The 25,023-nt window shown below is 47.5% G+C and carries 21 protein-coding genes and 1 pseudogene; 9 read left to right on the forward strand and 13 right to left on the reverse strand.

Features of this window, described 5'->3' with window-relative positions:
* Positions 1–104: 104 nt before the first annotated feature.
* Positions 105–638 (reverse strand): hypothetical protein, encoded by a 534-nt coding sequence (locus F0P97_RS15060; RefSeq protein WP_003054578.1) that lies wholly within the window; start codon positions 636–638, stop codon positions 105–107.
* 17 nt (positions 639–655) lie between these two features.
* Positions 656–907, reverse strand: coding sequence for a hypothetical protein (locus F0P97_RS15065; RefSeq protein WP_182287330.1), 252 nt, complete (start codon positions 905–907; stop codon positions 656–658).
* A 439-nt stretch (positions 908–1,346) separates the two neighbouring features.
* Between F0P97_RS15065 and F0P97_RS15070 the strand changes: the two genes are divergently transcribed.
* From F0P97_RS15070 to F0P97_RS15090, 5 genes are all read left to right on the forward strand, one after another.
* Positions 1,347–1,772 carry a hypothetical protein gene (locus F0P97_RS15070; protein ID WP_003054574.1) on the forward strand — a complete coding sequence of 142 codons (426 nt, stop codon included), beginning with the start codon at positions 1,347–1,349 and terminating at the stop codon, positions 1,770–1,772.
* A 184-nt stretch (positions 1,773–1,956) separates the two neighbouring features.
* Entirely contained in the window at positions 1,957–2,550 is a 594-nt protein-coding gene (locus F0P97_RS15075) for a hypothetical protein (RefSeq protein WP_150106959.1), read from the forward strand.
* Positions 2,547–3,005, forward strand: a complete 459-nt coding sequence (locus F0P97_RS15080) for a hypothetical protein (protein ID WP_003054572.1) — start codon at positions 2,547–2,549, stop codon at positions 3,003–3,005. The genes F0P97_RS15075 and F0P97_RS15080 overlap by 4 nt, the downstream gene beginning before the upstream one ends.
* Before the next feature lies 1 nt (position 3,006).
* Entirely contained in the window at positions 3,007–3,477 is a 471-nt protein-coding gene (locus F0P97_RS15085) for a hypothetical protein (protein WP_003054570.1), read from the forward strand.
* 316 nt (positions 3,478–3,793) lie between these two features.
* On the forward strand, positions 3,794–4,057 hold the full coding sequence (locus F0P97_RS15090; RefSeq protein ID WP_003054568.1) for a hypothetical protein: 264 nt from the start codon (positions 3,794–3,796) through the stop codon (positions 4,055–4,057).
* Between the two features lie 3 nt (positions 4,058–4,060).
* On the opposite strand, the gene F0P97_RS15095 is transcribed toward F0P97_RS15090, so the two are convergent.
* Positions 4,061–4,360 carry a hypothetical protein gene (locus F0P97_RS15095; RefSeq protein ID WP_150106958.1) on the reverse strand — a complete coding sequence of 100 codons (300 nt, stop codon included), beginning with the start codon at positions 4,358–4,360 and terminating at the stop codon, positions 4,061–4,063.
* Positions 4,361–4,564: 204 nt separating this feature from the next.
* Positions 4,565–5,370, reverse strand: a pseudogene (locus F0P97_RS15100) (IS5 family transposase).
* 1,218 nt (positions 5,371–6,588) lie between these two features.
* Between F0P97_RS15100 and F0P97_RS15105 the strand changes: the two are divergent.
* Complete coding sequence (locus tag F0P97_RS15105) at positions 6,589–9,051, forward strand: EAL domain-containing protein (RefSeq protein ID WP_003054554.1); 2,463 nt, start codon at positions 6,589–6,591, stop codon at positions 9,049–9,051.
* A gap of 329 nt (positions 9,052–9,380) precedes the next feature.
* Here F0P97_RS15105 and F0P97_RS15110 read toward each other — a convergent pair whose 3' ends face one another.
* The 5 genes from F0P97_RS15110 to F0P97_RS15130 form a co-directional block, all read right to left on the reverse strand.
* A complete protein-coding gene (locus F0P97_RS15110) occupies positions 9,381–11,114 on the reverse strand; it encodes a methyl-accepting chemotaxis protein (RefSeq protein WP_050873545.1) in 1,734 nt (577 codons plus the stop codon).
* Between the two features lie 210 nt (positions 11,115–11,324).
* Positions 11,325–13,838, reverse strand: a complete 2,514-nt coding sequence (locus F0P97_RS15115) for a PAS domain-containing sensor histidine kinase (RefSeq protein WP_003054552.1) — start codon at positions 13,836–13,838, stop codon at positions 11,325–11,327.
* 12 nt (positions 13,839–13,850) lie between these two features.
* Positions 13,851–14,672, reverse strand: a complete 822-nt coding sequence (locus tag F0P97_RS15120; protein ID WP_182283016.1) for an ABC transporter substrate-binding protein — start codon at positions 14,670–14,672, stop codon at positions 13,851–13,853.
* A gap of 39 nt (positions 14,673–14,711) precedes the next feature.
* Entirely contained in the window at positions 14,712–15,488 is a 777-nt protein-coding gene (locus F0P97_RS15125) for an HD-GYP domain-containing protein (RefSeq protein WP_003054550.1), read from the reverse strand.
* The gene (locus F0P97_RS15130; RefSeq protein ID WP_003054549.1) at positions 15,485–15,859 is read right to left on the reverse strand and encodes a response regulator transcription factor; all 375 of its coding nucleotides are present in this window, start codon (positions 15,857–15,859) and stop codon (positions 15,485–15,487) included. The genes F0P97_RS15125 and F0P97_RS15130 overlap by 4 nt, the downstream gene beginning before the upstream one ends.
* A gap of 111 nt (positions 15,860–15,970) precedes the next feature.
* Here F0P97_RS15130 and F0P97_RS15135 point away from each other — a divergent pair, with 111 nt between their 5' ends.
* Both F0P97_RS15135 and F0P97_RS15140 read left to right on the forward strand, forming a co-directional pair.
* Positions 15,971–16,582: a helix-turn-helix domain-containing protein gene (locus F0P97_RS15135; RefSeq protein ID WP_034401015.1), complete on the forward strand. Its 612-nt coding sequence runs from the start codon at positions 15,971–15,973 to the stop codon at positions 16,580–16,582.
* Positions 16,579–17,301, forward strand: coding sequence for a response regulator (locus F0P97_RS15140; protein ID WP_003054546.1), 723 nt, complete (start codon positions 16,579–16,581; stop codon positions 17,299–17,301). Before F0P97_RS15135 ends, F0P97_RS15140 begins: the two co-directional genes overlap by 4 nt.
* Positions 17,302–17,498: 197 nt before the next feature.
* Here F0P97_RS15140 and F0P97_RS15145 read toward each other — a convergent pair whose 3' ends face one another.
* Positions 17,499–19,166: a methyl-accepting chemotaxis protein gene (locus tag F0P97_RS15145; RefSeq protein WP_003054544.1), complete on the reverse strand. Its 1,668-nt coding sequence runs from the start codon at positions 19,164–19,166 to the stop codon at positions 17,499–17,501.
* Positions 19,167–19,634: 468 nt separating this feature from the next.
* On the opposite strand from F0P97_RS15145, the gene F0P97_RS27915 reads away from it, so the two are divergent.
* On the forward strand, positions 19,635–19,790 hold the full coding sequence (locus tag F0P97_RS27915) for a diguanylate cyclase (RefSeq protein ID WP_301280875.1): 156 nt from the start codon (positions 19,635–19,637) through the stop codon (positions 19,788–19,790).
* A 716-nt stretch (positions 19,791–20,506) separates the two neighbouring features.
* Here F0P97_RS27915 and F0P97_RS15155 read toward each other — a convergent pair.
* The 3 genes from F0P97_RS15155 to F0P97_RS15170 form a co-directional block, all read right to left on the reverse strand.
* Positions 20,507–21,823: a L,D-transpeptidase family protein gene (locus F0P97_RS15155; protein ID WP_003054542.1), complete on the reverse strand. Its 1,317-nt coding sequence runs from the start codon at positions 21,821–21,823 to the stop codon at positions 20,507–20,509.
* A gap of 35 nt (positions 21,824–21,858) precedes the next feature.
* Positions 21,859–23,094 (reverse strand): tetratricopeptide repeat protein, encoded by a 1,236-nt coding sequence (locus F0P97_RS15160; protein WP_003054540.1) that lies wholly within the window; start codon positions 23,092–23,094, stop codon positions 21,859–21,861.
* 1,542 nt (positions 23,095–24,636) lie between these two features.
* On the reverse strand, positions 24,637–24,972 hold the full coding sequence (locus F0P97_RS15170; protein ID WP_003054538.1) for a hypothetical protein: 336 nt from the start codon (positions 24,970–24,972) through the stop codon (positions 24,637–24,639).
* Positions 24,973–25,023 lie beyond the last annotated feature (51 nt).

The raw sequence follows: 25,023 nt of genomic DNA on the forward strand, positions 1-25,023 counted from the left end.
TTTCGCCATGAAATGAGCAGCTAACTCGCGAAAAAGCCGGCACTAACCATCACCAAATCTTGTGAATAAGCGACCGATTCAGAATACCTTAAGGAGAATAACCACTAACGCGCTACTAAACTATTGGGCGTAGGCCATATATAAGCGTCGTAGACCGAATCAGCTACTCTTTTAAATACAACACATGCATCTTTTTCATGTAAGAAAGATTTTAGTGAAAGATCTGAATCGAGCTGTTCATGAAGATATCCAAGTTTTTCAAGTTTATGTACGTTTAGACGGCGTCGCCAATCGTAACCAAATATCTCCTCAGCCCGAATCGATGTAATGTGTTTACGTGATTTTCCATGCTCATTCCTATAAGTTTTAGATTGAGTTAGAACAATACGATCATCTTTTCTACCATTGACATAAATATCCGGATTCCTACAGCCTACTTTCCTAAAATCTTCTTCCGAAACGCGGGCCATGACTTTATTTTTTGTTTCGTGAGTTACCTCCACCCAAGCATTGAATCGGATAATATCCAGCTTGGTGCTCTCTTTATTAGAGAGACACAAATCCAAATGAATTATATTCAGTAATTCATAACTGTTTATTTCTTTTATAAAAGTTTGCATTTTCTGATTAATTTTCATTTGAGTATAGCAGATTTTCAGGCTAAGAATTGGGGCCTTTTTAGTATTTCTGCTTGTCTGAGCATCTCCATCGCTTTAATCGCTTTTTCTATCTGAGATAAAGTTTCTGCTACGGCAGGATTTTTCTCTATAGACAGTTTTTTGGACTGAGCTCCAAAGCTGATGTGTTTAGCCTGCCACGGCGCATATCCAAGAGCTGCTGCATCTGCAATTTCATCTGCTGAGTAGCCTTCGTTGTGCATGTCATGTAGAAAATCCCAATCGCTCATCTCATATCTCCTAGATTCGGCTATTAATGCTGTAGAGGATGCAAAGCTGTCCGATATATTTCTTAAGAAGAAGATGCTATGAAATTGACGAACTTGCTCGTTAAGTTCAAGGCGCTATCAAACGGAGCATCGTAACACTTGGTAAGGTATCCTTGCGAAAGGCGCAAAGCCTTCCATCTTTCCGATATGCGCACACGCCGAACCGAAGCATCATCTCAGCAGAAAACAACAATTAAGCCCTTGGTAGCGGCTCTCCACGCTACATCTTGTCTTGAGAGTACGAAGGTCGAACTGAGGCTATCTCTGTTCCAACACTCCTTAGCTAAGCCCACAAAATAAACTGCACATAAATCAGCGGAGCGTCTCCAATTAATTTTTGGAACATCTACTATTGACACATGAGCTAAATAGATAGATCAAACAACCAAAGGAGCAAAAAATGCATATTGCAAGAATTTTTCGTGAGACTAAAGGTGGTCATAAGACTTACCGCGCATTTATTATCAACAACCTCGGAAATGGTGCACGCACTTGCCGCATCTGCATTGATGATGATAGCGATATCGAGGTCGGCGCTAGTGTTTATGCACTCGTTGCTAGTAGAAGCAAGCCCACAGCGTCACCATTTCAACACTACGTTGTTATTGAGCGTGTCAGTGATGCCGCTGGTGCTGAGTACCTCGAAAAAAACTCTGAAGTTAAGAAAGCTTATAAAGCTTTGTGCACAGCGACAAAGCATATTGAAGCAGGTAAGCTCAAATCTCCTGCTATCAAAACTGTCAAAGAACTCGCATTGAATATGCCATTTTTCAAGGCAGAATCTGAAGAAATTTTGGATACTCTCGCTGAGAAGCAAAAAAATTAAGCAAGCATAATTAACGAAAACCCAGCAGACGCAAAAGCACGCAGCGTCAACGAAAAACTGGCTCGCAGCCGAGAAATCTTCGCTCGCGCATCCAAGGCAGCGAAGCCACTCCCACTCACCACCGCATCTGGCGGGGTGAGCCTGGCTTGGCTCAAAGAGAAGACTGATCTCGAGCGCCAAGGCCGTGAATATTAAAAGCAATTCTGATATCAGGAGCTATCAAATCAACACCAAAAAATTCAATGCGCTGGCCGCCAAGCTTGCTGTCACCCGCCCCGACATCGGACATCCCGATGTCGTGGAAAGGATCTTGAAAAAGGCTCGAGATGCTGGCGCTGCCGGTTTGCTGATCACCCCCATCGCAGATGGAGGGCTCGCTGTGCGAGCTGCTGAGTGCCCAGACCACATCCCCGCAGCACTGATCTCTCTCCCTGGAGGGCCATCTCTGCTGCTGAGTACAGACTCGGATGCTACAGACGCTACAGATCTGCTCATGTATCTCCAAATGCTAAGTGCAAAACTGCCTGTACCGCCGTTTTACATCGTGTCTGCAGCCATGAGTGCTGTCGCTGCAATTCGCATCGACACAGGAATGTCTGCGTTGAGCTACGTCCAACGCTGGGGTGCTCAACAAAACCCTGCGGTTGCCGGCCAGCGGCCCGAAGATGTTTGGCACACGCCAGCGAATCATGCAGCTCTTACATATCTAGTTCGTTTGTCTGTTGCTGCCCGCAGCGCTACAGCTGCAAACGACAGATTCTGGAGGAAATCAGCATGAATCACGACTCCAGCACCACTACCTCAACGCTGGAATCTGAATTCCAGCGCATTGCGGCCAAGTACGGATACGACGACCTCTCGAGCATCAGCAGATCCTTGGATGATACAGAGCTACAACGCAAGGACGCTAGGGGTTTGCTCATGGACCTTGGGAAGCCATTGTCACAGCTCAACACTAGAGATGTTATGCGTGCTCGCGGCATAGGAGACAAACCCATGCCACGGACAGCTGATGAAGCCGCTATGCAAGCAGCGATGGAAGTCGTTATGCAAATCCTGAAAACACTTTTTGGGATTCGTACTGCCGATGACCTCGAGCGAGATCTCGAACAGCTCGAGCAAACCCGACTAGCTCTCAATCTGGAGCGCAACCACGCACAGGCAATACAGATGATGAGCGACGCAGCAAACGATGACGAATTCCGCGCAAGATCAACGCGCAGGAGGCCCTGACATGGCCCGCAAACCCTCCCCACGCCGAACTCTGACTGGCATGACCAAGGAACGAGCCGGCCGGTTCCTTAACCGCCTTGCCGAGGTCCGCAGTCTGGGTTTCCAGCGCCTCTACATCACATGCAACTGGGAGAATAGACGTTTCGTCATCGAATCCTGCGCAATCGAACCCCCGGCTAGCGAAAACGAAAACATAATCGCAATTGACACTAATATCGAAATCGAAACTTTCGTCAACGTAATAATTAAGTTTGGAGCGAAGCGAGAATACCATTATCGAAATAGAAAAAATGACGATATCGAAAATGTATTATCTGCTGACGACATGCTAATACATTTAGTGCCCGCATATTCTCACATCGCATTATGTAAGCAAAAATCGATTCTGTGGAGTTCGGCGCTTAAATACACGCCAGATCCTGAGATTTGGTGCCCGGATTGCGGTGCTGCATTTCGCGATCGAGATGATTGAAGATGACGAAATATGAACCACCAGAGCCCGGAAATTCCGGGGCTCTTTTCGTTTGCGGAGAGTGTTTCGTTGACTAAAATTGGTGCGTTGCCGAGATAAGCGAAACCGCAGGTACAGGGCCGCAATAACTGAGTAAAAAAGTGCTTCTGGTTACGTTACTGTTAAGTTTGGCACAGGGGGTGCACTACCTCAAAACAGGGGGTGTACTGTGTATCTAAACAGCCATATCTGCATTTTTAAAATTAGCTGCGAGAGAGTAGAGTTGGACCTACATCACAGAGCTGTTGTAGGGTTCTGTCTACACAGGAGATCTCACATGTCATTCGTCAACGCCGGCCAAATTCTGGATATGCAGCTCAACGCCTTTGGGGTCGCATATTCATCTCTTATTAACAGCCTGGAGCACGATAAAATCAAGCGAGAGATTCGCACAGAGGTTAATCAATACAATGCGCTCGTGAATAAATATAACGAACTGCATTATCGAGCGACTAATACAGTTAGCATTCTGCATCATGAAAATATGCTGCTTGAAATAGAAAACGCCAAGCTCAAGAAGACACTTGGCATCTCACGTTAAAAATTACAAGCTCGGCTTGTTGCCCTTAGCTTTGTTAACTTCCTCTGCTTGCTTTGCACGTGCGCCATCCTGTTCGGACGCTTTTTGCATCTTAAGCTCGTTGAAAATTTGCTGCACGTCAGATAGCGTAGCTGTGTAATATCTCAATGGGTTAGATGAATCAAAAATATATCCAAGCGCCTTTTTGCAATGGCGCATGTATTCTGTGAATTGGTCAACACCTGCACAATCGCCGACCATAAATTGTCCTGATGTTTGCTGATCGGGTTGACCATATTTATTTTTCAGCTCAGAAACAAACACGTCTTGCGTTATATTAACGCCTCGTACTCTGCGCTACATAAGCCATGTTTTGCCGGTTGCGGTGCTAAATGCTATTTTTTTAAAATTATCTGTGCAGCTTCCGTTACATGCATTTTCGCTTTAGATTTGACTGAATACACAACTCCATACTGCGATGCAGGTATACTTTCAAGCGTGACATCAGGCTAATTTTTCTTAGAACGGCTAACACCACCGATCCACGAAGGGTTCACAGATGATCGCAGCGGCCAGTTTCAGCAATGCGTCGTGGATATCTAGCCGCCTTTCAAAGCGGATGCGCAACTTGCCAAAGCCTGCAACCATCCGTGTGTTCTCTCCACGACCCAGCGATGCTTGCCCAATCTTTCGCTGCTTTCGATACCTCGCCTGGCAATCCGACTGGCGATGCCTCGTCGCCTCAGATAGGCACCGCAGCGCTTGTAGTCGCAGCCTTTGTCCTCATGCAGCTTCGCCAGCCACTTGCGTACCCGCCCTCGCACGCCTGCAACGACTGGAATCGCATCCATGCACTTCTCGAACAGCATGGAGTCGTGCCTGTTGGCAGCGCTGACGAGGATCACCAGTGGGATGCCTCTGGCATCTACGACGATATGTCGTTTGGAGCCGAGCTTGCCTCTGTCGGCTGGATTGAGGCTCATCTCCTGGCCCTCCGGGGCTTGGCACCGAGGAGCCATCTATGCTTGCTCGGCTCCAATCAATCTGGTCATGCTCGCGCAGACGTACCAGCATAGCTTGGTACAAACGCTGCCAAACGCCATTGGCATTCCAGTCACGCAAGCGCCGCCAGCAGGTCATACCACTGCGTAACCCAAGGACTGAGGCAAGTTTTCCCATGGGATGCCTGTTTGCAGCACTAACAGAATGCCATTGAGCGCTGCTTCATCGCTCACGGTGGGCTTGCGTGCGCCACCTCTGACGGAAGGGATGAAGGCTGGGATCAGGGGCTGCAGCTGTCGCCACGGTTCATTGCTAACGGGTTGTCTTGCCATGAGGTCCAGATGCATAAATGCTTCTGGCTGATCCCAAAGCGAAGTGGCATTAGCGGCTCTTATACAAGCTATATGTCAACACCCCTTAGCGGGCTTGCGGCTCCAACTACCGAGAGCCTCTTCTCAGTGACTTGCTTGACCACTTCTTCCTTGAATTCCAGCGTAAACCTCCATGCCCTCCTATGCTCAAAGATAGACCGGGTAGGCAGCCTCACTTGAACGCTACCCCTACATGTTACGTAACACAGCCGTGCCACTCACTTGAAATCGCCCTTAAGAAAATAAAATTCCAATAAAAATCAATTATTTAACTACAAAAAAAACATTAAACTTTTTTGGCACAAATTTTGCTTAGAAAGAGTATAGATACCCATCATCAATACCTAGTGACAATTGATTGATCAGGAAAAATTATGCTCACATTAAAGAGATATGTCTCCGGCTTTTATCAGCCTCTTCAACAATGGATGACAAGTGGAATCTTTCGTCAACTCGAAAGAGCAGACATACCTTCAGAGCCGACCTTTCAAGCATCAAATGAAGAATCTCCCCCTCAGGCTAGGCTTCTCCAAAGCAGCGAAGGCGTTCTTATTCTACGCGACGGTTATGCGCACTCCGCACATTCAGGACTTCTCCTTCAACTTGGTGACCGCGTGATGGTCCCTAGGCAAGGCCAGGCTCAATTCATATTTCATGAACAGGGGAGTAAAGCTTTGCTTGGTCGCTTTGAAGGAGGAAGCATTGCCTCCTTGGTCCATTTCAGTAAGGAAGATGGGGCTTGTTCAGTCGCCTTTGACGTACTGAGCGGCAAAGTACACCTATTCATGGAAGCTATTGGTGGAAACTGTCTTTGGGTTGGACGCAACACATCGGGCCAAACCACCGTCGGAATTTACTGCGCCCCATCTCGGACCTGATTATGGTTAACAGTCACCAAATTTCGCTGACGTAACTTTTACTCCCCTTCTACCTTTTTGCTAATTAGCTTCGTGAGGCTTGAATACTCCTTAGGTGTGATTATACCTTCGGTTTATTAGAAGTAAATAATTTGCAGGCTTCGGATAACCAAGTGATTGATTAGTAATCCGGAATTTTTAACAGACAGTCAAATCTAATCTCATTGCTTACAAAGAACAATAATTACGAAAATCATGAGATTTAATCGAATTGATTTTATAACACTGACATGAGACAAAGTGCAAACGTTCGGACAACAGCATGCAATATGACTTTCCTGTGATCGTCCTGACAACAGTGATCTGCACGGTCGCTTTGTTTACCTCCATATATCTTCTGGATCGCATCAGTATAACCACTCGTAAGGTATGGCTCAGCGTGGCAGGAATTGCCACGGGATTCGGCATCTGGGCCACTTACTTCATTGCGATGCTCACTTATTCTCCAAGAATACAGAATAGCTATAACACCACCCTAGTTTTAGTCTCTCTATCCGCTGCCATCCTTCTGGCAATCCTGAGCTTTGCGGTCACCTCTGGTCTCCCGCAGAGATTGGGCCGTGAGAAAGGTGGACTGTTGGTAGGCTGCGGAATTGCTATCATGCACTATAGTGGCATGGCTGCATTCGAGGTCCCTGGTCGTATTCTGTGGAACCCATCAATGATGGTTATATCCATTGTGCTGGGAAGCCTATTCTCCACCTTCGCATTGCCGACAGAATTACGCAAGAAAACACACCGCACCATCACCTCTGGAGCTCTGCTGCTGACCCTGGTCATTTGCAATCACCACTTTGCTGCGATGGCGACTGCGGATCTGATTCAGGATCAATCCATCACGGTTTCAACCAACGCAACTCCCGTTTACTGGCTAGCGATCACGGTAACCATTGCCTGCCTTCTGATCTTTTTGCTGACCCTGATAGTTTTTACACTGAATGTCTGGAATCTTCATCTGGCCACTCGCGAAATGGAACATTTAAACAGCTTGGCCAATGCAGCATTCGAAGGCCTACTCGTATATGAGGACGGTGTGATAACTATGGCTAATACCAGCCTCGCTAAGTTGGCCGGTTGCAGCGCCGAAGAGCTTACTCACCGTGACCTCTCTTTAATTTTTCCTGACGCTATGGCGCGCAATTGGCTGGAAGAAAAGCCGTGCATTGCACTCAAGACTATGCTCCACCCGCTTAGCGGCGAAGATTCCATAGTGGTCGAGGCGACATCTCGTTCCGTCATTTATGCCCGGAAACTGCAAAAAATCGTTGCTATTCGCGACCTGCGAGATCACATAAAGGCCGAGCGGGACATTCACTATCTATTCAATCACGATACGTTGACGGGCCTAATCAACCGCAAAGCATTTAACCAAGAGCTGGAAAAGTTGCTGCAAGACCATGGGGCGAACGGGCGACTCTGTGGCAAGCATCTGGCCGTGCTGTGCTTAGACCTAGATCGATTCAAAGAAGTCAATGACCTTTTCGGTCATGCAGCCGGCGATGGTCTTTTGCAAACTGTGGCCCGCAGGGCGCAGCAAACGCTGCGCAGTGATCAATTGATGGCGCGCCTGGGAGGTGACGAGTTCGCGATCATTGCACCTGGGCTAAGCGATCCGCAACAGGCCGAGCGAATTGCGCAAAAGCTATTCAGTGTATTCGCCGATGCAAACCGCTCAGCCTCAACATCCTGCGCCACCATCTCCATCAACATCGGCATAGCTATCTTCCCTCAGCATGGACATAACAGTCCCTCTATAATGAGGTGCGCTGCTAAAGCACTCTGTCAAGCCAAAGCCGATGGCCGTGGGGTTTACCGCTTTTTCGATGTTACGCTGGACCAGCAAATGCGTGATCGCCAGCGCCTAGAGCATGATCTACGCTTAGCCATTGCGAATCAGGAGCTATCATTGGTCTACCAGCCACTGGTTCAGACCAAAAGCCGAGAAGTTGTAGGCTTTGAAACCCTGTTGCGCTGGAAACATCAAAAGCGCGGTTTAGTGCCTCCAAGTGTCTTCATTCCAATCGCAGAAGAATGCGGGCAGATCTTGCAGATTGGAGAATGGGTATTGCACCAGGCTTGCAAAGAGGCATCAAGTTGGAAACGCCACTTGAATATTGCGGTGAATGTGTCGGCCGTGCAGTTACACAGCCCACAGTTTGTGCAGATAACCCGTGAGATCCTGAAGCAAACCAAACTACCGCCGAGCCGCCTCGAGCTGGAAATCACGGAAACAGCACTGATCCGAGATCCAGATATTGCATTATCTACCATACGTCAACTCAAGGAAATCGGCGTGCGCATCGCCATGGACGACTTCGGCACGGGATACTCCTCTCTATCTCACCTACTGACCTTTCCCTTCGACAAGATCAAGATTGATGGCTCATTCATCAAATCTGTTCACGTCAACCCGCGAGCGGCAACAATTGTGCGCGCAGTCTTAGAGCTTGGACGTGGCTTGGAGTTGCCAGTGCTTGCTGAAGGGGTAGAGACTGAAGAAGAGCTCGCTTTCCTAAGCGCAGAATCATGCGAGGAAGTTCAAGGCTATCTATTTGGAAAACCTGAGAGCATCGAGAGGTACTTGCAACTCACAACACGGGCACTCCAAGTCCCCAGATATACGGGGCCGATCGCACCAAAGGGTCCCGTTCGTGAAGACACGTGCCACCACACAAAGTTGCTCAAACAGGACGCGGATCTTGAGCACCAGATCATTCGCGTTTGAGAAGTCAAAGTCCCAACCATCCTACTTTGAGCAAGCCCCCTAAGGCACCCTAAATGCTTCAATCCGGCAAGTTTCCATACTTTTTGGTAGGCACTGACAAACAGACCGATACATTAGTAAGACCAAGCATAGTCCTATGTTTTGGAATACGCATGCTACATGCCATCGGCGATACAGCCACTGCAAAGCTGACCTAGGAGCCAGAAATCACCTTCAGGTTGAACTGGGACAGTTGACAGTGAAAATCCAGAAAGCACGGAGTCGTCGGATTCACTAGACAATACTCAGCCACGCACTCAAATATCCTCCAATGCGGCTTGTGACTACCCTCAGAAAGCCTTCCACTCACCGTCACGCATTCCCGCAGATCTTGGTGTTCCTGAGATAGCAACTGCGTGACGCTGCGTTGAAAACGTGGCCGTAGCGCCAAACTTTTGAAGCGGCTCTACCGCCTTTGTAGCTTTCACCAGATTCGTCTTGCTGAGTGTGGTCACGGACCTTGCAATGCGGACTACCTGTTCAGCCTCTGACAGCTTGAAAACTGCCACAGCTTCAACCAAAGATTGAGCTTGGTGGCTCAAGCTGCTCGCTGCGGCAGCCATTTCCTCAACTAGTGCAGCGTTCTGTTGAGTGGTCTGATCCATCTGCGTCACAGCTTCGCCAACCTGTGCTATTCCTTGACTTTGCTCTTGGCTAGCAGCGCTGATATCGCCCATGATGTGGCTAACTCTGCGAATAGCCGAGACCACATCGATCATCGTCTTACCTGCCTTATCCACGAGCATAGAGCCTTGTTCGACACGCTCGACACCAGTAGTAATCAAGGCTTTGATTTCTTTGGCTGCTTCTGCCGAACGTCCAGCTAGTGCCCGTACTTCGCTCGCAACGACTGCAAAGCCGCGGCCGTGTTCACCGGCCCGAGCAGCCTCGACTGCTGCGTTCAATGCCAGGATATTGGTCTGAAAGGCGATGCTGTCGATGACGCTGATGATATCGGCAATCTTGTTGCTGCTTTCATCGATGCTCTTCATCGTTGCTACCACTTCAGCCACCACTTCACCACCCTCAGCTGCTACGGCAGACGCTTTCCTAGCCATCTGGCTTGCTTGGTTAGCGTTCTCTGCACTTTGTTTGACAGTGGAACCCAACTGCTCCATGGATGCAGCAGTTTGCTCGAGTGCGCTGGCCTGTTCTTCCGTTCTACCCGACAAATCATTGTTGCCTGCGGCAATCTGAGCGCTCGCGGCAGCTACGCCTTGCGCGTTGGAGCGCACTGTCGTCACAGTAGTCTTCAGGCTTTGCTGCATACGCTCAAGCGCTCCAAGCAGAAGGCCCATTTCATCCCTAGACTTGACTGCAATTGAGGCACTAAGATCCCCGCTAGCCACACGGTTTGTCACCTCCACAGCTAGGCTCAACGGGCGAGTAATCGAGCGAATGATGGCCAAGGCTAAAAAAACGGCAATACTCGTGGCAACCCCACCAGTGACCAGGACCTCTAGCACTAGTTGACGCGCAGCCCTCTCCGCCTGCTGACTGGCATTTTCCGCGCGCTGAGTCTGATCGGCTAACAATTCGTGAATGACTCGCTGATACTCAAGCTGAGTCGGGCGTAGCTTATCCTCAAGCATCGCCATAGCCTCATCATGCTGATTACCATCAACAAGTGCAATGAATTCATCGCCTTGCTGAATGAACTTCGTCCGTTGTAGCAGCAAGTGCGCCAACAAGAATTTACCTTTCTCCGAGCTTATCAATTGGGTCAAGGTCTTTACCTGCTCCGCGATGTCAGTGCGTGCCTCTAGGATTCTGGTGTGCGCAGCCTTCTGAATGCTCTCTGATTTGAATAACACCAAGTTTCGAAATTGGATGGCTTGTTCGTTAGTGCCATCAATAATGACATTTAATGCTCGACTGAGAGGGATTCTTCTCAGGGTAATCTCGTCGATAGCTGAGCGCTGAATGGAAGATCCAAAGAGTGCAACACCGCCCAGTACGGCAAGAAGCAGAACCATCAGTGTGAATGAGATGGTCAGTCGGGTAGATATCTTGAAACGTTCCATAATAACCCAATATTTCATAAGCACTAATTTATTTATTAGAAAATATTCAATTTAAATATTATCTAAAAAATATTCTTATTTAAGACAAAGTTTAGTATTTAAATACGCACTTATGCATTCTATTGATAATTCCTTAAAATCAGATAAGAAATACTTATCCCGATAGATAATCAAACAATACAGCAAAAATATTTACTGAATGACGCTTGACTAGATCAGCTCCCCAGGTTGAGTTTCATATACAGAGCGACTAGGAAGCGTTATTCTAAATATGGCTCCACCATCAGGCTTGTTTTTTGCCGAAATAGTCCCATCCATTGCATCAATAATTTTTCTGCATATGGCAAGCCCCAGACCAGTTCCACCAGAACCATCTTTTGTCTTGCTCGATTGCACAAACGGCTGAAATATTTGATCAAGCTCCTGAGGCGGAATACCTGGGCCTTGGTCGGAAAAATCAATGCAAATATTTCCATGATCATCGAATCGACCAATGACATCAACTCGTCCATGATTAGGCGAAAATTTGATCGCGTTGGCCAACATATTTCGAACCACTTGCTGAAAGCGTACAGGATCAGCTTTTGCGATCATCGGGAAATTTTCCAAATCGAGTCGTAGATCTATCTGCTTTTGATGCTGCAGTGGCTCCAGTTCACGAGCAATGGGCCTTATCAATCCTCTTAAGTCAATTCTCTCTAAATGTATGACCCCCACGGCGCTCTCAAGCTTGGCGACATCTAAAAGGTCATTGACCAAAGCCAGCATGCGTTGTCCCGCCGAGTGAATGTCATTGAACATTTCGCTAAACTGTGGTGATTTGCGTGATCGCAGGTGACCAAGCTCTGCGAATCCAATGATAGATTGCAATGGAGTACGCAACTCGTGGCTCATATTGGCAACAAACTCTGACTTGACACGAAATGCCTCCTCTGCCGCATCACGTGCCTCCCGTGTCGCCTGCTCCGCTGCCCGAAAATCGGTGACATCAACAAAAATACTTAAAACACCTGTCGCTTTACCCCTGGAATCCTTAATTGCAGCCTTGGTAATTTGCATATCGCGATAATATCCGTTTGCATGAATTATCTTGGCATCAATGACCGCTTTTTGACCTGAATCCAATACCTTCTGATTGATCATCAACTGCATCGATGCGTTATCGCATGAGCAAACATCCTTTAAATACTTCCCCATAATTTGCAGGGCGCTGACACCAGAGAACTCTTCCCATGCCCTATTTACCAATGTAATAGAATTCTTTTCATCAGTAATTAACAAAGGTAGCGGTGTCGTTTCAAAAAGCAGATGTTGAAAAGCCAATTGCGTCTGCAAATCATGCTGCGCTTTCCAACGAGCCGTCACATCGACAGCGCTTCCCGCAAAACCAACAATTTGGCCTTTTTTTATAAGTGGAACGACAGCAATTTCGCACAGAATTTCTTTTCCATTTGGTAAAGAGAAGAAAGCTTGACATGTGCGTAAGCTCTGCTGACTATTGGCATCAAGCAAAACCTTCACTTGATTTCGACATTGCGGTTCTACTATTTTTTCGAAGCGTAGTCCAAGTGCCATCTTACTTGATTGACCGGTTAGCATTTCCCAGCGAGCATTCACGAATGTCAAAAGTCCATCTTTGTCAGTGCGGAAAATTAACTCTTGAACACTTCGCATCAGTACAGCTAACTCTTGCTCACTTCTGGCAAGGCGTGCCTGAGAGCGATCCATAGCTTGGCGGGCTACTCTTTGGAGCTTTCGGGTCTTTCGTACAGAATGACCAAGTCCCACGACTAATAAAAATACAGCAGGGGTAATTATAAAAAAAATGAAAACCCTATCCTTCCAGCGTTTCAGCGCCGCCGAATAAGGCTCTTCCACAAGTATCCATAAAGGCCAATGGCGTACAGCACGGTAAGAGACTATTTCTCGTTCACCGAGCATTCCCTTACCAAGGTATGAAGCATGCTCGATATTCGTATCAATAGACGACTGCATCGCCATGGTGAGTGGCAATGTTGGCCCTACGTTGGTGCTGGCTAGAAGGCTTCCCTCATAGCTCAATAAAAAAGCATCATAGCTTGATGACTCCAAAGTAGATTTATAGAAATTAGCAATTGCATCCGGATTGATTAGCCCCACTAAATAGGCGACCGTTCTATCATCTTGCTCAAAACAGAAAACATGAGGAAGAAAACTAACACCTCGTGGTGCTATCTTCCAGCTAGAAGTCAATGCAGAAAGATCTCGCCCTAAAATCATATCCCCCAGTCTTATCTCACCTGGCTTGGGAATCAATTTTTTTCCTCCTACTAACCGTTCAATTGATATAGATATGCCTGACTCTCCAGGCTGAGTGCTGGCAATGACTTCGCCTTTAACATTTACCAGAGACACTCCACGAAGGAAAGGGATCTGCGACACAACCTGGGCTAAAGCGGCCTCACGCTCTTTGAGCGAGATAGCATGGCCAAAAACCATGGGATTTACTGCCAAACTGGTCAATGCAACTTCACTAGTCTCAAATGTTCTGGACGTTTGCTCTTCTAGAACGCGCGCAAGAAGCATTGACTGAGACTTGCTATTCGCGACTTGCGCATTCAGTTGGCCCCATAAGAATATTGATAAGGATCCAAGCACACAAAGCGAGAAAACCAAGATTAATGCTTTGACATGTGCGCTGTGCTTTACCCCAAAAAATTCACGAGTAGCAACTCTGTATGGCATAATATTTGCTCTCTATTGACCAGCATCATTAACCATAATAGTGGTCAAGCCATTGTTTTGCGCAGCTCTAGCAAGACGCCCATCACGCTTGATGTCTGCAACAAATCGGTTTAGCCTAGCAAGCCATTGCGGGTCATTGGGATTAACTGCATATCCGTACGGTAATATATAAAATGGCTTTGGAGGAACAATCAATTGAGCCCAGTCCGCCCCATCAAGTAGTCGACGACTGTATGGATAGTCGGTCATGAATACATCTACTCGTCCCGCCATGAGCTCCTTTTCGCGAGTCTGAGGCAGCTCAACGGCCACAACATTCGCATAATTGAGCGATTGCCTCATCACTGGCTCCATAAAAGTTCCGCGCTGCACTGCCACCTGCACACCTGGCTTATCTATATCCGCCCATTTCTTCACAGCGGGGTTGGTTTTGGTGCTAATCCCATAAATATCACTTCTCAAATAAGGGGCCGTGAAGTTCAATTTTTCCTTTCGCTGGGGCAGCATACCAACGGCAAACATTGCAACATCACAGCGTAAACCCAAGAGATCTGGAATTATTTTCAAAAATGAAGAATCAACATATTCTAAACGTACCCCCAAATCCTTTGCGAGCTCAGCAGACAACTCGATGTCAATTCCTTTCAGACTCCCTGAACAAGGATCTCTAAATGTCACTCCATAATAGTCCGGCCATATGCAAACCTTAACTATTCCACGCGATTGGACACGATCAAAAATAGGGCCCGCAGATATACTTATCGAATTCAGACATAGCGAGCTTAGGATCCCCATTTTTGCAACAAAGCGTTGAATAGCGGTAAATGACTTCATATACTAATATTTAGAGATTTTTGGTCACTCATTAATTATTTAAGGCGTATCAATTAAATCCGCAAATGTTGGTGCTTGACGGATTAGTGAGAGTCGTATATTCTCCAATTCATCTATATGCTTCAAAAATGTGTCGACAATTCTTGGCCCCAATGCCTTACCATGCTCAGCCTGAATTAACTTGAGAGCGTCATTTAGTGCAAATGCTGGTCGATATACTCTATCCATTGTTAATGCATCATATATATCCACGATTGAAGTAATCTGTGCGGATAGTGGGATTTCATCCCCCGAGATTCCGTTCGGATATCCTTTGCCATCAAATCTTTCATGATGAAAAGCAGCGATTTCAGAAGCCATCTGAAAAACCGGGATGCGTGACTGCCCTAACAATTTCGCGCCAATATCCGTATGCGTATTCATGCAAGCACGCTCCTCCGGCGTCAACGGACCACGCTTTTTAAGAATGCTGTCTGGTATGCCAACCTTTCCGATGTCATGCATCGGAGCCGCTTTACGAAGTAGGCTGGCAAAATCAGGTCGGCAACCTAAGTACAAAGCAAGTGCTTCAGCTAAAAAGCCAATACGGATGATGTGCGCCCCCGTGTCGTCATCTTTAAACTCGGCTGCCATAGCCAAGCGCAGTAGAGTCTCGTGATGAGCACGAGTGACTTCTTTGAGCAATTGGTTGCGCTCCCGGTACATATACCCGAAGTCACGAATAAGCTGCTCCATTTGATCGACGGCCGCTGGGTCAAAGCGCAGCGACTCAGACTCACACTCAGATTCAAATTCGTCACTGAGGATTTCAGTCATCGGATGCTCCCTTCTAAGCTTTCGATGACCTCTAGGAGCTTCAGTGTGCTGAAGGGCTTGACCAGGTACTCATCAGCCCCTGCGTTCAGGCCAGCCTGACGATCGTCGGCACTGCCCCTTGCTGTCAGCAAAATCACCTGGGTGCTACAGAGCTCATTGCTCTCTTTTATCAAGCGACAAACATCCAAGCCGCTGAAGGCACCCGGCATCATGATGTCAAGGAGCACAACATCTGGTCTGACTTGTCGGACAACCTTCCATGCATCCTCACCGTTGGAGACATCAAGCACTTCAAAGTCGCTGAACTCAAGAGTCATGCGGAGCAGTTTGCGTATGTCTGCGTGATCTTCAACGATGAGTATTTTTTTCATAAGGAGAGCATTCAGGTAATACCAGCAATTCTTAACAAATTGTATCCAATTTATCAATTCTATCAAATTTACGTCAAATTCTTCAAGCCGATTTAAGGCAGAATGCCGTCCATGTCTGAAATCAGCACACCTCTAGACGACCTTCCTCACTTCACAACCGCGGAAGTTGCAAAATTGTTAGGACTGGCAATTCGCTCTGTACAGCTGATGGTTGACCGCGGCGAGCTCCAAGCGTGGAAGACTCCAGGCGGCCATCGTCGAATCACTCGAGCCTCCGTTGAGGCATGGCGAAGTCGGCAATCAAGCTCTGCTGAACAAGCGACATCTGTCGCCACATCGCACCTCAGTACCAAAGTTCGGATCTTGCTGATCGAGGATTCGGTACATTTTCAGAACCTTGTGCAGTTGTTAGTTCAGCGTCACTTCCCAGATGTCGAACTACATGTTGCTCACGATGGAATCACAGGCATGGCCTTGTTTGGAAAGGTTCAACCTCATGTGATGCTGGTAGACATCCTTCTGCCCGACATCAATGGAGCGGCTCTCATCACCGCTTTACGCACAAATCCGCAGTTCTCCACATGCAGGCTGCTAGTTATCACATCACTGGATCAGGAAGAGCGAAAAACATATGATTTCGCCCTAGAGGGAGTACGAGTCTTGCACAAGCCGAAGCTTGTTCAAGAATTTTCTCAAGCCTTGAATGAGCTGTTGACCTCATGAACTCGACCCCAGCAGTTGTCTTGTTGGTTGAAGATGACCCATCGATTGCTCGCTTTGTTGGACTAGCATTGGAGGGGCTTCCGTTAGAACTCATCACATGTACTAGTGCTGAAGAGGCACAGCTTGTTTTGCCTGAGCGGCCATGTGTAATGCTCATCACCGACCTTATGTTGCCAGGTATATCCGGCCTTAAGCTCATCGAATGGCTACGCAGCTCAACTTCAGCCACTTGCCAAGTAGTGGTGTTCAGCGCGGGAGTGGACTATGCAATCGCCCAACAGCTTGATCATCTGAAAGTCCATCAGATATTGCGTAAACCCGTATCAGTCATTGAGCTGGTGACATGCGTTCAGAATGTTTTGGAATCCTGCTCAAACCGCTCAACAACAGTCACTTCGCCAAACAATACAAAGCCAGATGCTATCGACAAATTTTTTTGCGGCGATCGCGAATTGTTTCTGAGCTATCGAGCGTCATGCTCACTCCAGATGCCTGCTGACCAAGCCGAAGGCTCTAAACATGTGAGTGCGCGCGATAGCGCCGCACTGCGACGACTGGCGCACAGCCTTAAAAGCGTTTTCAGACTTCTGGGGCAAGAGCAAGCTTTTAGCATCGCGCAAAGCTTGGAACAGGCATGCTTACGCGAAGACTGGGTAATACTTGATAAGCTCTGGATGCAGCTTGAAAACGAAATGCAAATCGCGTCCTCCTGGCACTGAAAGTTTGGAAAAGACTTTTCAATAAAAAGTCACTCGTCATAATTTCACAGCATTGGCATAGATATTCTTCCAGCAAATCGACGCAGCAAGCCAACAGCGGTACGACAATCAGCAGCCTATTCACCTGGCTCTCAGGTGCCTCATCGACATGCCTTGACAGCAGATGCTGCCAAGGCATTTTCTAGCTCTAGGCAGAGTCAATACATGAGTTCACCTTGCCGCTGTCTACTAGGAGATTCGGCCAATTGCCTGCCCAGGTCACTACTCAGAAGTACAACTACATGCTTCTCCCTAGGAGGCGAAGGGCTCGGAACCGTTACTCCAAGCTCGAAGGTCGCCACCACCTTAACCAGCTCAGTGGCCTGCTCTCTGAGACTGCTCGCCGCAGCCGATACCTCTTCTACAAGTGCCGCATTTTGCTGCGTGACTTGATCCATCTGTGTAAGCGCCTCGCCTACTTGCAAAACACCATGGCTCTGCTCATCACTCGCAGCACTGATTTCGCTCATGAGCACAGTTACGCGTTTAACACTAGCCACAATCTCCTGCATCGTGTTGCCTGCTTGATTGGCCAGCCGATTTCCCCGCTCTACGCGCTGAACACTGTCATTGATAAGGCACGTAATTTCCTTGGCTGCTCCAGCAGAACGAATAGCCAGACTACGGACTTCAGAGGCCACAACTGCGAAACCACGACCTTGCTCACCAGCTCTGGCAGCCTCCACTGCGGCATTGAGAGCAAGTATATTGGTCTGGAAAGCGATGCTGTCGATGACATCGATAATCTCGCTAATCTTCTTGCTTGATGTAGAAATTCCCTGCATCGTGTTAACGACTTCGGCCACCAATTCTGCACCTTGTGTGGCGATATCGCTGGCACCTTGAGCGAAGGTGCTCGCCTCACGAGCACTATCTGCATTCTGTCCCACAGTCGCCGACAACTGTTCCATCGATGCTGCAGTCTCCTCAAGAGCTGCTGCCTGCTCTTCAGTACGCTGCGACAGATCCAAATTGCCTTGCGCAATTTCTGTACTAGCAGTGGCCACCGATTCAGAGCCGGTGCGCACCACACTGACAACCTTTACCAGCTCGTGCTGCATCTCGTTCAGGGAGTTCAGAAGCTCACCAACTTCATCTTGACTCTGAACCTCAATGGCTGTGTTGAGATCACCTGCTGCAACTGCTCGAGCAATATTGACGGCATGTCGAACTGGCCTCGTAATAGAGCGCACGATCCAGACACCTAATGTCACCGATATAACAATAGACAGCAATATGGCAATCAGAGTCGTAATCTGCAACGATCTCACCTCCTTGACGGCCTCAATCGACGAATCGTTTGCCAAATCAGATTGAAATTGAATGCTGCCATCCAAAATGCGTAGGTACTCAAGTTGAACAGGACGCAGCCCCTCAAGCAAATATATGACAGCTTTATTTTTCTCACCAGATTCAATCAATGAAAAATATCGATCAACATCAGACGAAAACCTCTTTCGAGCATTCACTGTTTGATTCAGCAATTCCTTCCCTTTAGCGGCATGAATCTCTTGACTAAGAAGATTTATTAATTTTTCTGACTTTTTTCGAGACTCTATTACAGCTTGATGCTCTATGTCTATTTTTGACTTATCATCAATAATCACCATGTTTCTTAAAAATCGTGACTGACGATTTACCTCAAGACGCAGATCATTAAGATGTGATATAAGAACCATGCGCCGCTGGGTAATATCTATAATTCTATTTTGCACCGCAGAGGCTTTAATAATACTCTCCGCCCCAATACCGATGGTTAGCAACAATAGTATTCCAAGTGTAATTATTAATCTCGAACCTATTTTTAAATTACGCAGCAATTTCATTTTTATATGAATTCAAATAGTTTCAATTTATATCAAATTTGACTAGAAATATATTACAACTCATCGAAATGAAAGTAATTCCCATTAATTTCATGTTTTAGATAGTCAAATTATTTTTTGCGATTATTTCACAGATAGCCAAGGAAAAATATGACTATTGAAATTTAAGAGACAAAAGCAACGATAATTGGAAAAATATTCGCTGTTTGATTAGCCACTATCTTTAAGCAAGGTCTGCGTAAGGTTAATAGATGCAATCAACTGACACCAACCATGCGTACAGATCAATCTTGTCCCGAGCCATAAACTTGTGGCATGGGTTTTGACAGAAGTTCTCCACATCCATCGGCACATAAGGTCAGTCGATATCAAGTAACCCTTCAGTCCAAATTGACGCTGCATCTTGAGTCCTTAGCGGGCAAGGATGCATTGACAAGTCTTGTAAACCGTAGATGATTTGATGGGGTTATTGAGTCCGAATGGCGCAAAGTCCACCGGTCTGAGGAAGCGCTCTCACTACTCATACTGGGCGTAGATCACTTCAAGCCCCTCATCGATAGCTACGCTCATCCTTTTGGCGACAAGGTGCTCAAATGTGTTGCAAGTGTTCTAGTGCACCCGTAACGCGCGCCCGAAGTTTAGTTGTACGATACGGAGGAGAAGAGTTTACAGTGCTCCTGCCGAGCATAGACTTTCTAGTGCAACTATGCTCGCTGAATCCATCAGGCAACACGTTGAATCCATGTCACTTGGTGACGAGTAATTCACGTGACTAACAATAACAATCAGTATTGGCGTTGCATATGCCAGCGAGTCAGCATTTGATTCTCCTTGCATTTATGCTTGTAGATGCCTCTGACAAGGATTTATACGAAGCCAAGCGGAATGGTCATAATCAAGTAGCTGTTGCCAGGTCAGAATTTTCCGAATGCGCTGGGATGTAAAATCAGCGCAAGTCTTACGTTGCTCATGCAGCAGTCCGGACTGTTGGTCAACAGCGATAAAGCAATCGGCCAATAGCGAAGCATTAGTTCGTCTTTTAATTCAAAGATCTAATTGTTCGAGGTAGTCTTCAATACTCCTCTATCTCATGATCCAACTGGCGATGTATAAGTGTTTTCCACTTTTTTCACTCTACTTTTCTGCCAGCTATAACATAGTGCACAGCTTGCCTAATGTTAGAAAACGCAATTTTAATTAGCAACCTAGCTTTTTGAAAATTCAAGCTCGTGTGAAGAGTCTCTAGCCCAGAATAGCTAACAGGTGAGTCTGAAAGGCAAATAAATTGCGAACCTTGGTCAAGGGAATTTTTATTATCGTAAATCACAACTGTAAAATTCTCAGCTACCTACGACCTCTTCCGAAAACAGCCTCCACCGATTTCCAACCATGCGCCAGTAAAGTCTCAGCCGCAAATCCTCTGCAAATGCCGTACTTCTAACCCTCAAATTCACAATCCGAATATCTCCCTTTTCATCATTCCATGCATAGACAGATAATTTTTGCAGCGATACATCTGAGGCTCCTGTGAAGTACGCAGACAAACGCATTTTTGATGAGATACGATGCTCCGACTCAGGCAGATCGGCTAAATAGATGCTGGCCAGTCGGTTCGCATCCTTACTTCGCCAAGCCTGCCTCCAATCATCAAGCACTTGCAGAAAGGGTCCTACAGATTTTTCTTGTGCTGGCCGCTCTTTAGAAGGAACCCAATGCAAACTGCTTCTGATCAACACCGGTGTTTGTCGCTCTACTGTCTGCATCAGAAAGTCTAGATCCGGGTTGGCCAGAACCACACAGCCATCACTGGCCTCAGGCAAACGGGCATATTGATCAGGTGGTGTGCCATGTAGCCATATCCCACTACCTGAACGACCAACCACGCGATCCCAATCATTAGGGTAATTCATGGTCAACGCTCCCAGACCATAAAACTCTGGTAGTTTCATACCCGGAATCTGACGCCCTATAAAATAAAGCCCTTGGGGGGTACGCTGATCGCCCTCCTCTTTCTTGCCAAGACCTAGCTTGCCTACAGAAACATAAAAATTCCCTACGACACGAAAACGACCATCTTCATTGGCGAATAAATATAGCCTCGACTTGCTAGCATCTATAGCTATAGCCTGTCTTACTGATGCATCTAACATCAGAAACTCGCTAGGAATACTGCCAGTTTCTGGAACACTGTCAGCTCCTTGAACACGACGTCTAATCTCATCGTGGAGACCTGCAAGTTGCAAGTGAAGCTCTTTAGGTAAAGGCGCACTTGAAGCAGAACTTTTCACCGACGAAAGCACCCCCGCAAAGTCTTGAAATGGAACTCTCGATACGCCACTCTTGAAGCGCAGCAAATCTGCATAGACCAGTTGTGCTGCATGAAAATTAGGCACATCATTGGTCAATTCGGATGCAGAAATAAGCGCCCCATTTAAATCTTTCCGCTCAACTTGAGCAATTATGTTAAGCAGTCGCCTCTCATCATCCCGTTGCTTCACGCTCCTTGTTACAAATGATTTTTTTGCTGAAAAATTAGCCTTTCCATGATTTTTTTTGGAATTAATAGGATTAAATTCCTGAGCATAAACTCCCAAAAACATCAAAGACGACACAATAGATATTATCAATCGTCTAAAATTCAGTCTATCTTTCGACATACTGTAATTCTCTAAATTTCGATAAAATTCGGATATCAAGCTCCGGTTGCCTCATTAATAATTCTCCAATAGCCATTTTCATATTGAAATTTCAATGTCTTTTTAGTTGTAGTTTTCAAAGAATCCGCCGCGTAGTTCTGTCGAAATTTGGCAGTTGCCGTATCGCCATCAATTCGTACTACAGTATCGAGGATAACGACGGTAATTGCAGACTTGCTCACGATGCGCTGACGACGTATCTCTTTCCACTTGGCAAGACTCGTGCCATCAGAGGGAGTGAAATGATCGCTATATGCACCCAAGTATCGATCCAGATCTTGACCCGCCCAAGCCGCAGCCCAAGATGCCACCGCTTTTTCAACAGCCTGCACTGATACATCCTTCGAGTCCTTAACATCAACCGATTGCTTGGTTGCAGTTATCACATCGGGCTCAACACGCTTACTACTCTGATTCTTCTGGGATTGTGACGCTTTGTCTGCGGCTGCAGGCTTTATCTCGGTTTTGACTTCCAACGGCACACGGGCGCGTGTGTCTTCTATATTGATGATCTGCGAAGCAACTTCTCCACCCCTCACTCGCGAAGCAGTAGGAGTGGCCGGGAGAGGGCTAGCGGACGATAACAACTTAGCCTCATCCACCTTGGTTGGCCTAACAGGAAGCACAGAACCTGCCGCGCCCTTAACTTCCGCAATTTTTGAAACTGCCTCCGGCTGGGGGAATATCTGTGTAATCAAAGCCAACTTAGGCTGTATAGCTTGTCGCCGACTATCTAGCTGCAATGCCTTCGAATAAGCCTCACTCGCCATACGAGCGTATAGATCACCCAAGTTTTCATGCGCGGTCGCATAGCTGGGATTAGTCCTAATCGCCAACTCTAGGATTTCAGATGCTTTACGCTCCTTGCCTTCTGCAGCATAAAGAACTGCCAAATTATTATACGGTTCCGGCAGATTTGGATAATCCTGAGTCAGTGCTGTAAATACTTTGATGGCCTGAGAATTTTTCTTCTGTTCTGCAGCAATCACCCCCTGCAAGAAACGCATTTGAATATTTCCAGGATTTTGCTTCAGATAACTGTCCGCCTGCTTTGAAGCCTGCGCCACTTTGCCTTGCTCTACTAACTTGGCAACTTCATCGATCGCCTCCTGAGAGGCATATGCAGACCCACAAGCCCCCCCCAAACCGATGACTAGGGCCGCCAAGGGCCTAAAAACTAAAGAAACACCGTGCCCTGACATGACTGACAGGAATCGAGACGCATTCAGCATAAGGGTAGGAACCTTCTACGCGACAGATTGTTTAGCAAAAGCTGCAGTTTTTAAACACAGACATGCGCTTGCTTTGAAAAAGCATCGATTCTAAGTGCAGAAGCAGTTGACAAGATCTATTCGGAAGGATCTATCAATCTTGTTCAAGAACCTTTCAAGCTCCAAGGCCGAGCTGCAGAACGTTACGGAACAAGCAACGTAACAACAGCCGTAACACTAACCTTCAAACCTACCAAGACAGCAGTACAAAAACGACCCAAAGAATAAAAGCTAATAAAAATCAATAGGTTATAAATTAACACTAATCTCCAGATGAAACCAGCAGATATGGCACGCATGTTGCTGTGTAGTCCGCTGATCAATCTCGCAGCCTCAGAGGCTCCATTCAGCCTTCGGGCTCATCACCCCCTGGAGAGAAAAATGTCCGCTCAATCAACACAGCCAACAACAATTGCATCAATAAGCAATGCACAGTTGGGTGGGAATGCACCGATTACGAACGTCGCCCAACTCGACGCTTCGAACATGTCCTCCGCCGCTGCAATAAATGGAGGATCTGCTCAAGCTGCCAAGATGGCTCAGGCGTCAGAAGGAGTTCAGATCATTCGCAATGGAGTAGCTCTTCCTGCGTCAACTGGCACAACACTGCAGTTGGGCGACAAAATCATCGTGCCCGCCAATGGCACCGCCAAAGCTGTCTTCAATGGGCAAGATGGTCAGGCAATTGTCGGGACTTTTGCCGGAGGTACAGAGGCAACTCTGACAGATGGCGGTGCTGGAACTACGCTGCTGGATTTAGCATCGGGTGATGTCGATGTCGCTCCAGCCAGCGACAGTGATGCTGTCGGCCTTATCGTGGCCAAGGACGCTGGCGGCTCTGTGCTAAGCGACTTCCTACTTGCGGGCTTGATTGGCGCGGGAGGTGCAGCCCTGATAGCTGCCGCAAATAACGATGACGAGTCCAGCCCTACAGGTGCGCCAACCAACCCTACCGATCCCACTGACGGCCCTACCGATCCCACTGACGGCCCTACCGATCCCACTGACGGCCCTACCGATCCCACTGACGGCCCTACCGATCCCACTGACGGACCTACCGATCCCACTGACGGCCCTACCGATCCCACTGACGGCCCTACCGATCCCACCGACGGCCCTACCGATCCCACTGACGGCCCTACCGATCCCACTGATGGCCCTACCGATCCCACTGATGGCCCTACCGATCCCACTGATGGCCCTACCGATCCCACTGATGGCCCTACCGATCCCACTGATAGTCACGGCCTGATCACATCAGTCCAGGATGTAGTCGCCGGACTGGCTGGCGGTACATTGATTGAACCGGTCTCTGAATTACTGGACTCTCTGCTAAATCCTAATGAAGGGTCCCTTTCCTCCATAACAAGTATTCTAGAGAGTCTCACAAACACAGAAGGCGGGGCCTTGGGTGTGGTCACTGACTTGGTGGATGGACTGGTCAATATTCCAGAACAATCCCTAGAGCCACTTATTAGCACACTGAATGACTTGCTTGCAGGCTTAGCAAACCCAGGAAATGACGGAATAGGCGGTGTGGTTCATAGCGTCCTTGGTGGTCTTTTGGGCAAAGATGGAGTCTTGGATGGTCTGCTTTCCAGCGTCGGCGACGTCCTGGGCCAAGATGGCCTGCTGGGCGGCATCCTCGGCCAGGATGGCTTGCTGGGCAATGTCGTCGGTGACAACGGTTTGCTCGGCGGTGTTCTCGGTGGCAGCGGTGGCTTGCTTGGAGGCATCTCTGGAGGAAACGGAGGAACTGCCGAAAGCGGCTTGATCACAACTGTTCAGGATGTCCTTAGCAACTTGTCTGGCGGCACAGTTATCGAACCTGTTGGTCAACTGCTCAATACGCTGATTGATCCTTCTGAGGGTTCGCTGAGCACCGTAACC

The organism is Comamonas testosteroni (assembly GCF_014076415.1).
In the GTDB taxonomy this organism is placed as follows: Bacteria; Pseudomonadota; Gammaproteobacteria; order Burkholderiales; family Burkholderiaceae_C; genus Comamonas; species Comamonas testosteroni_F.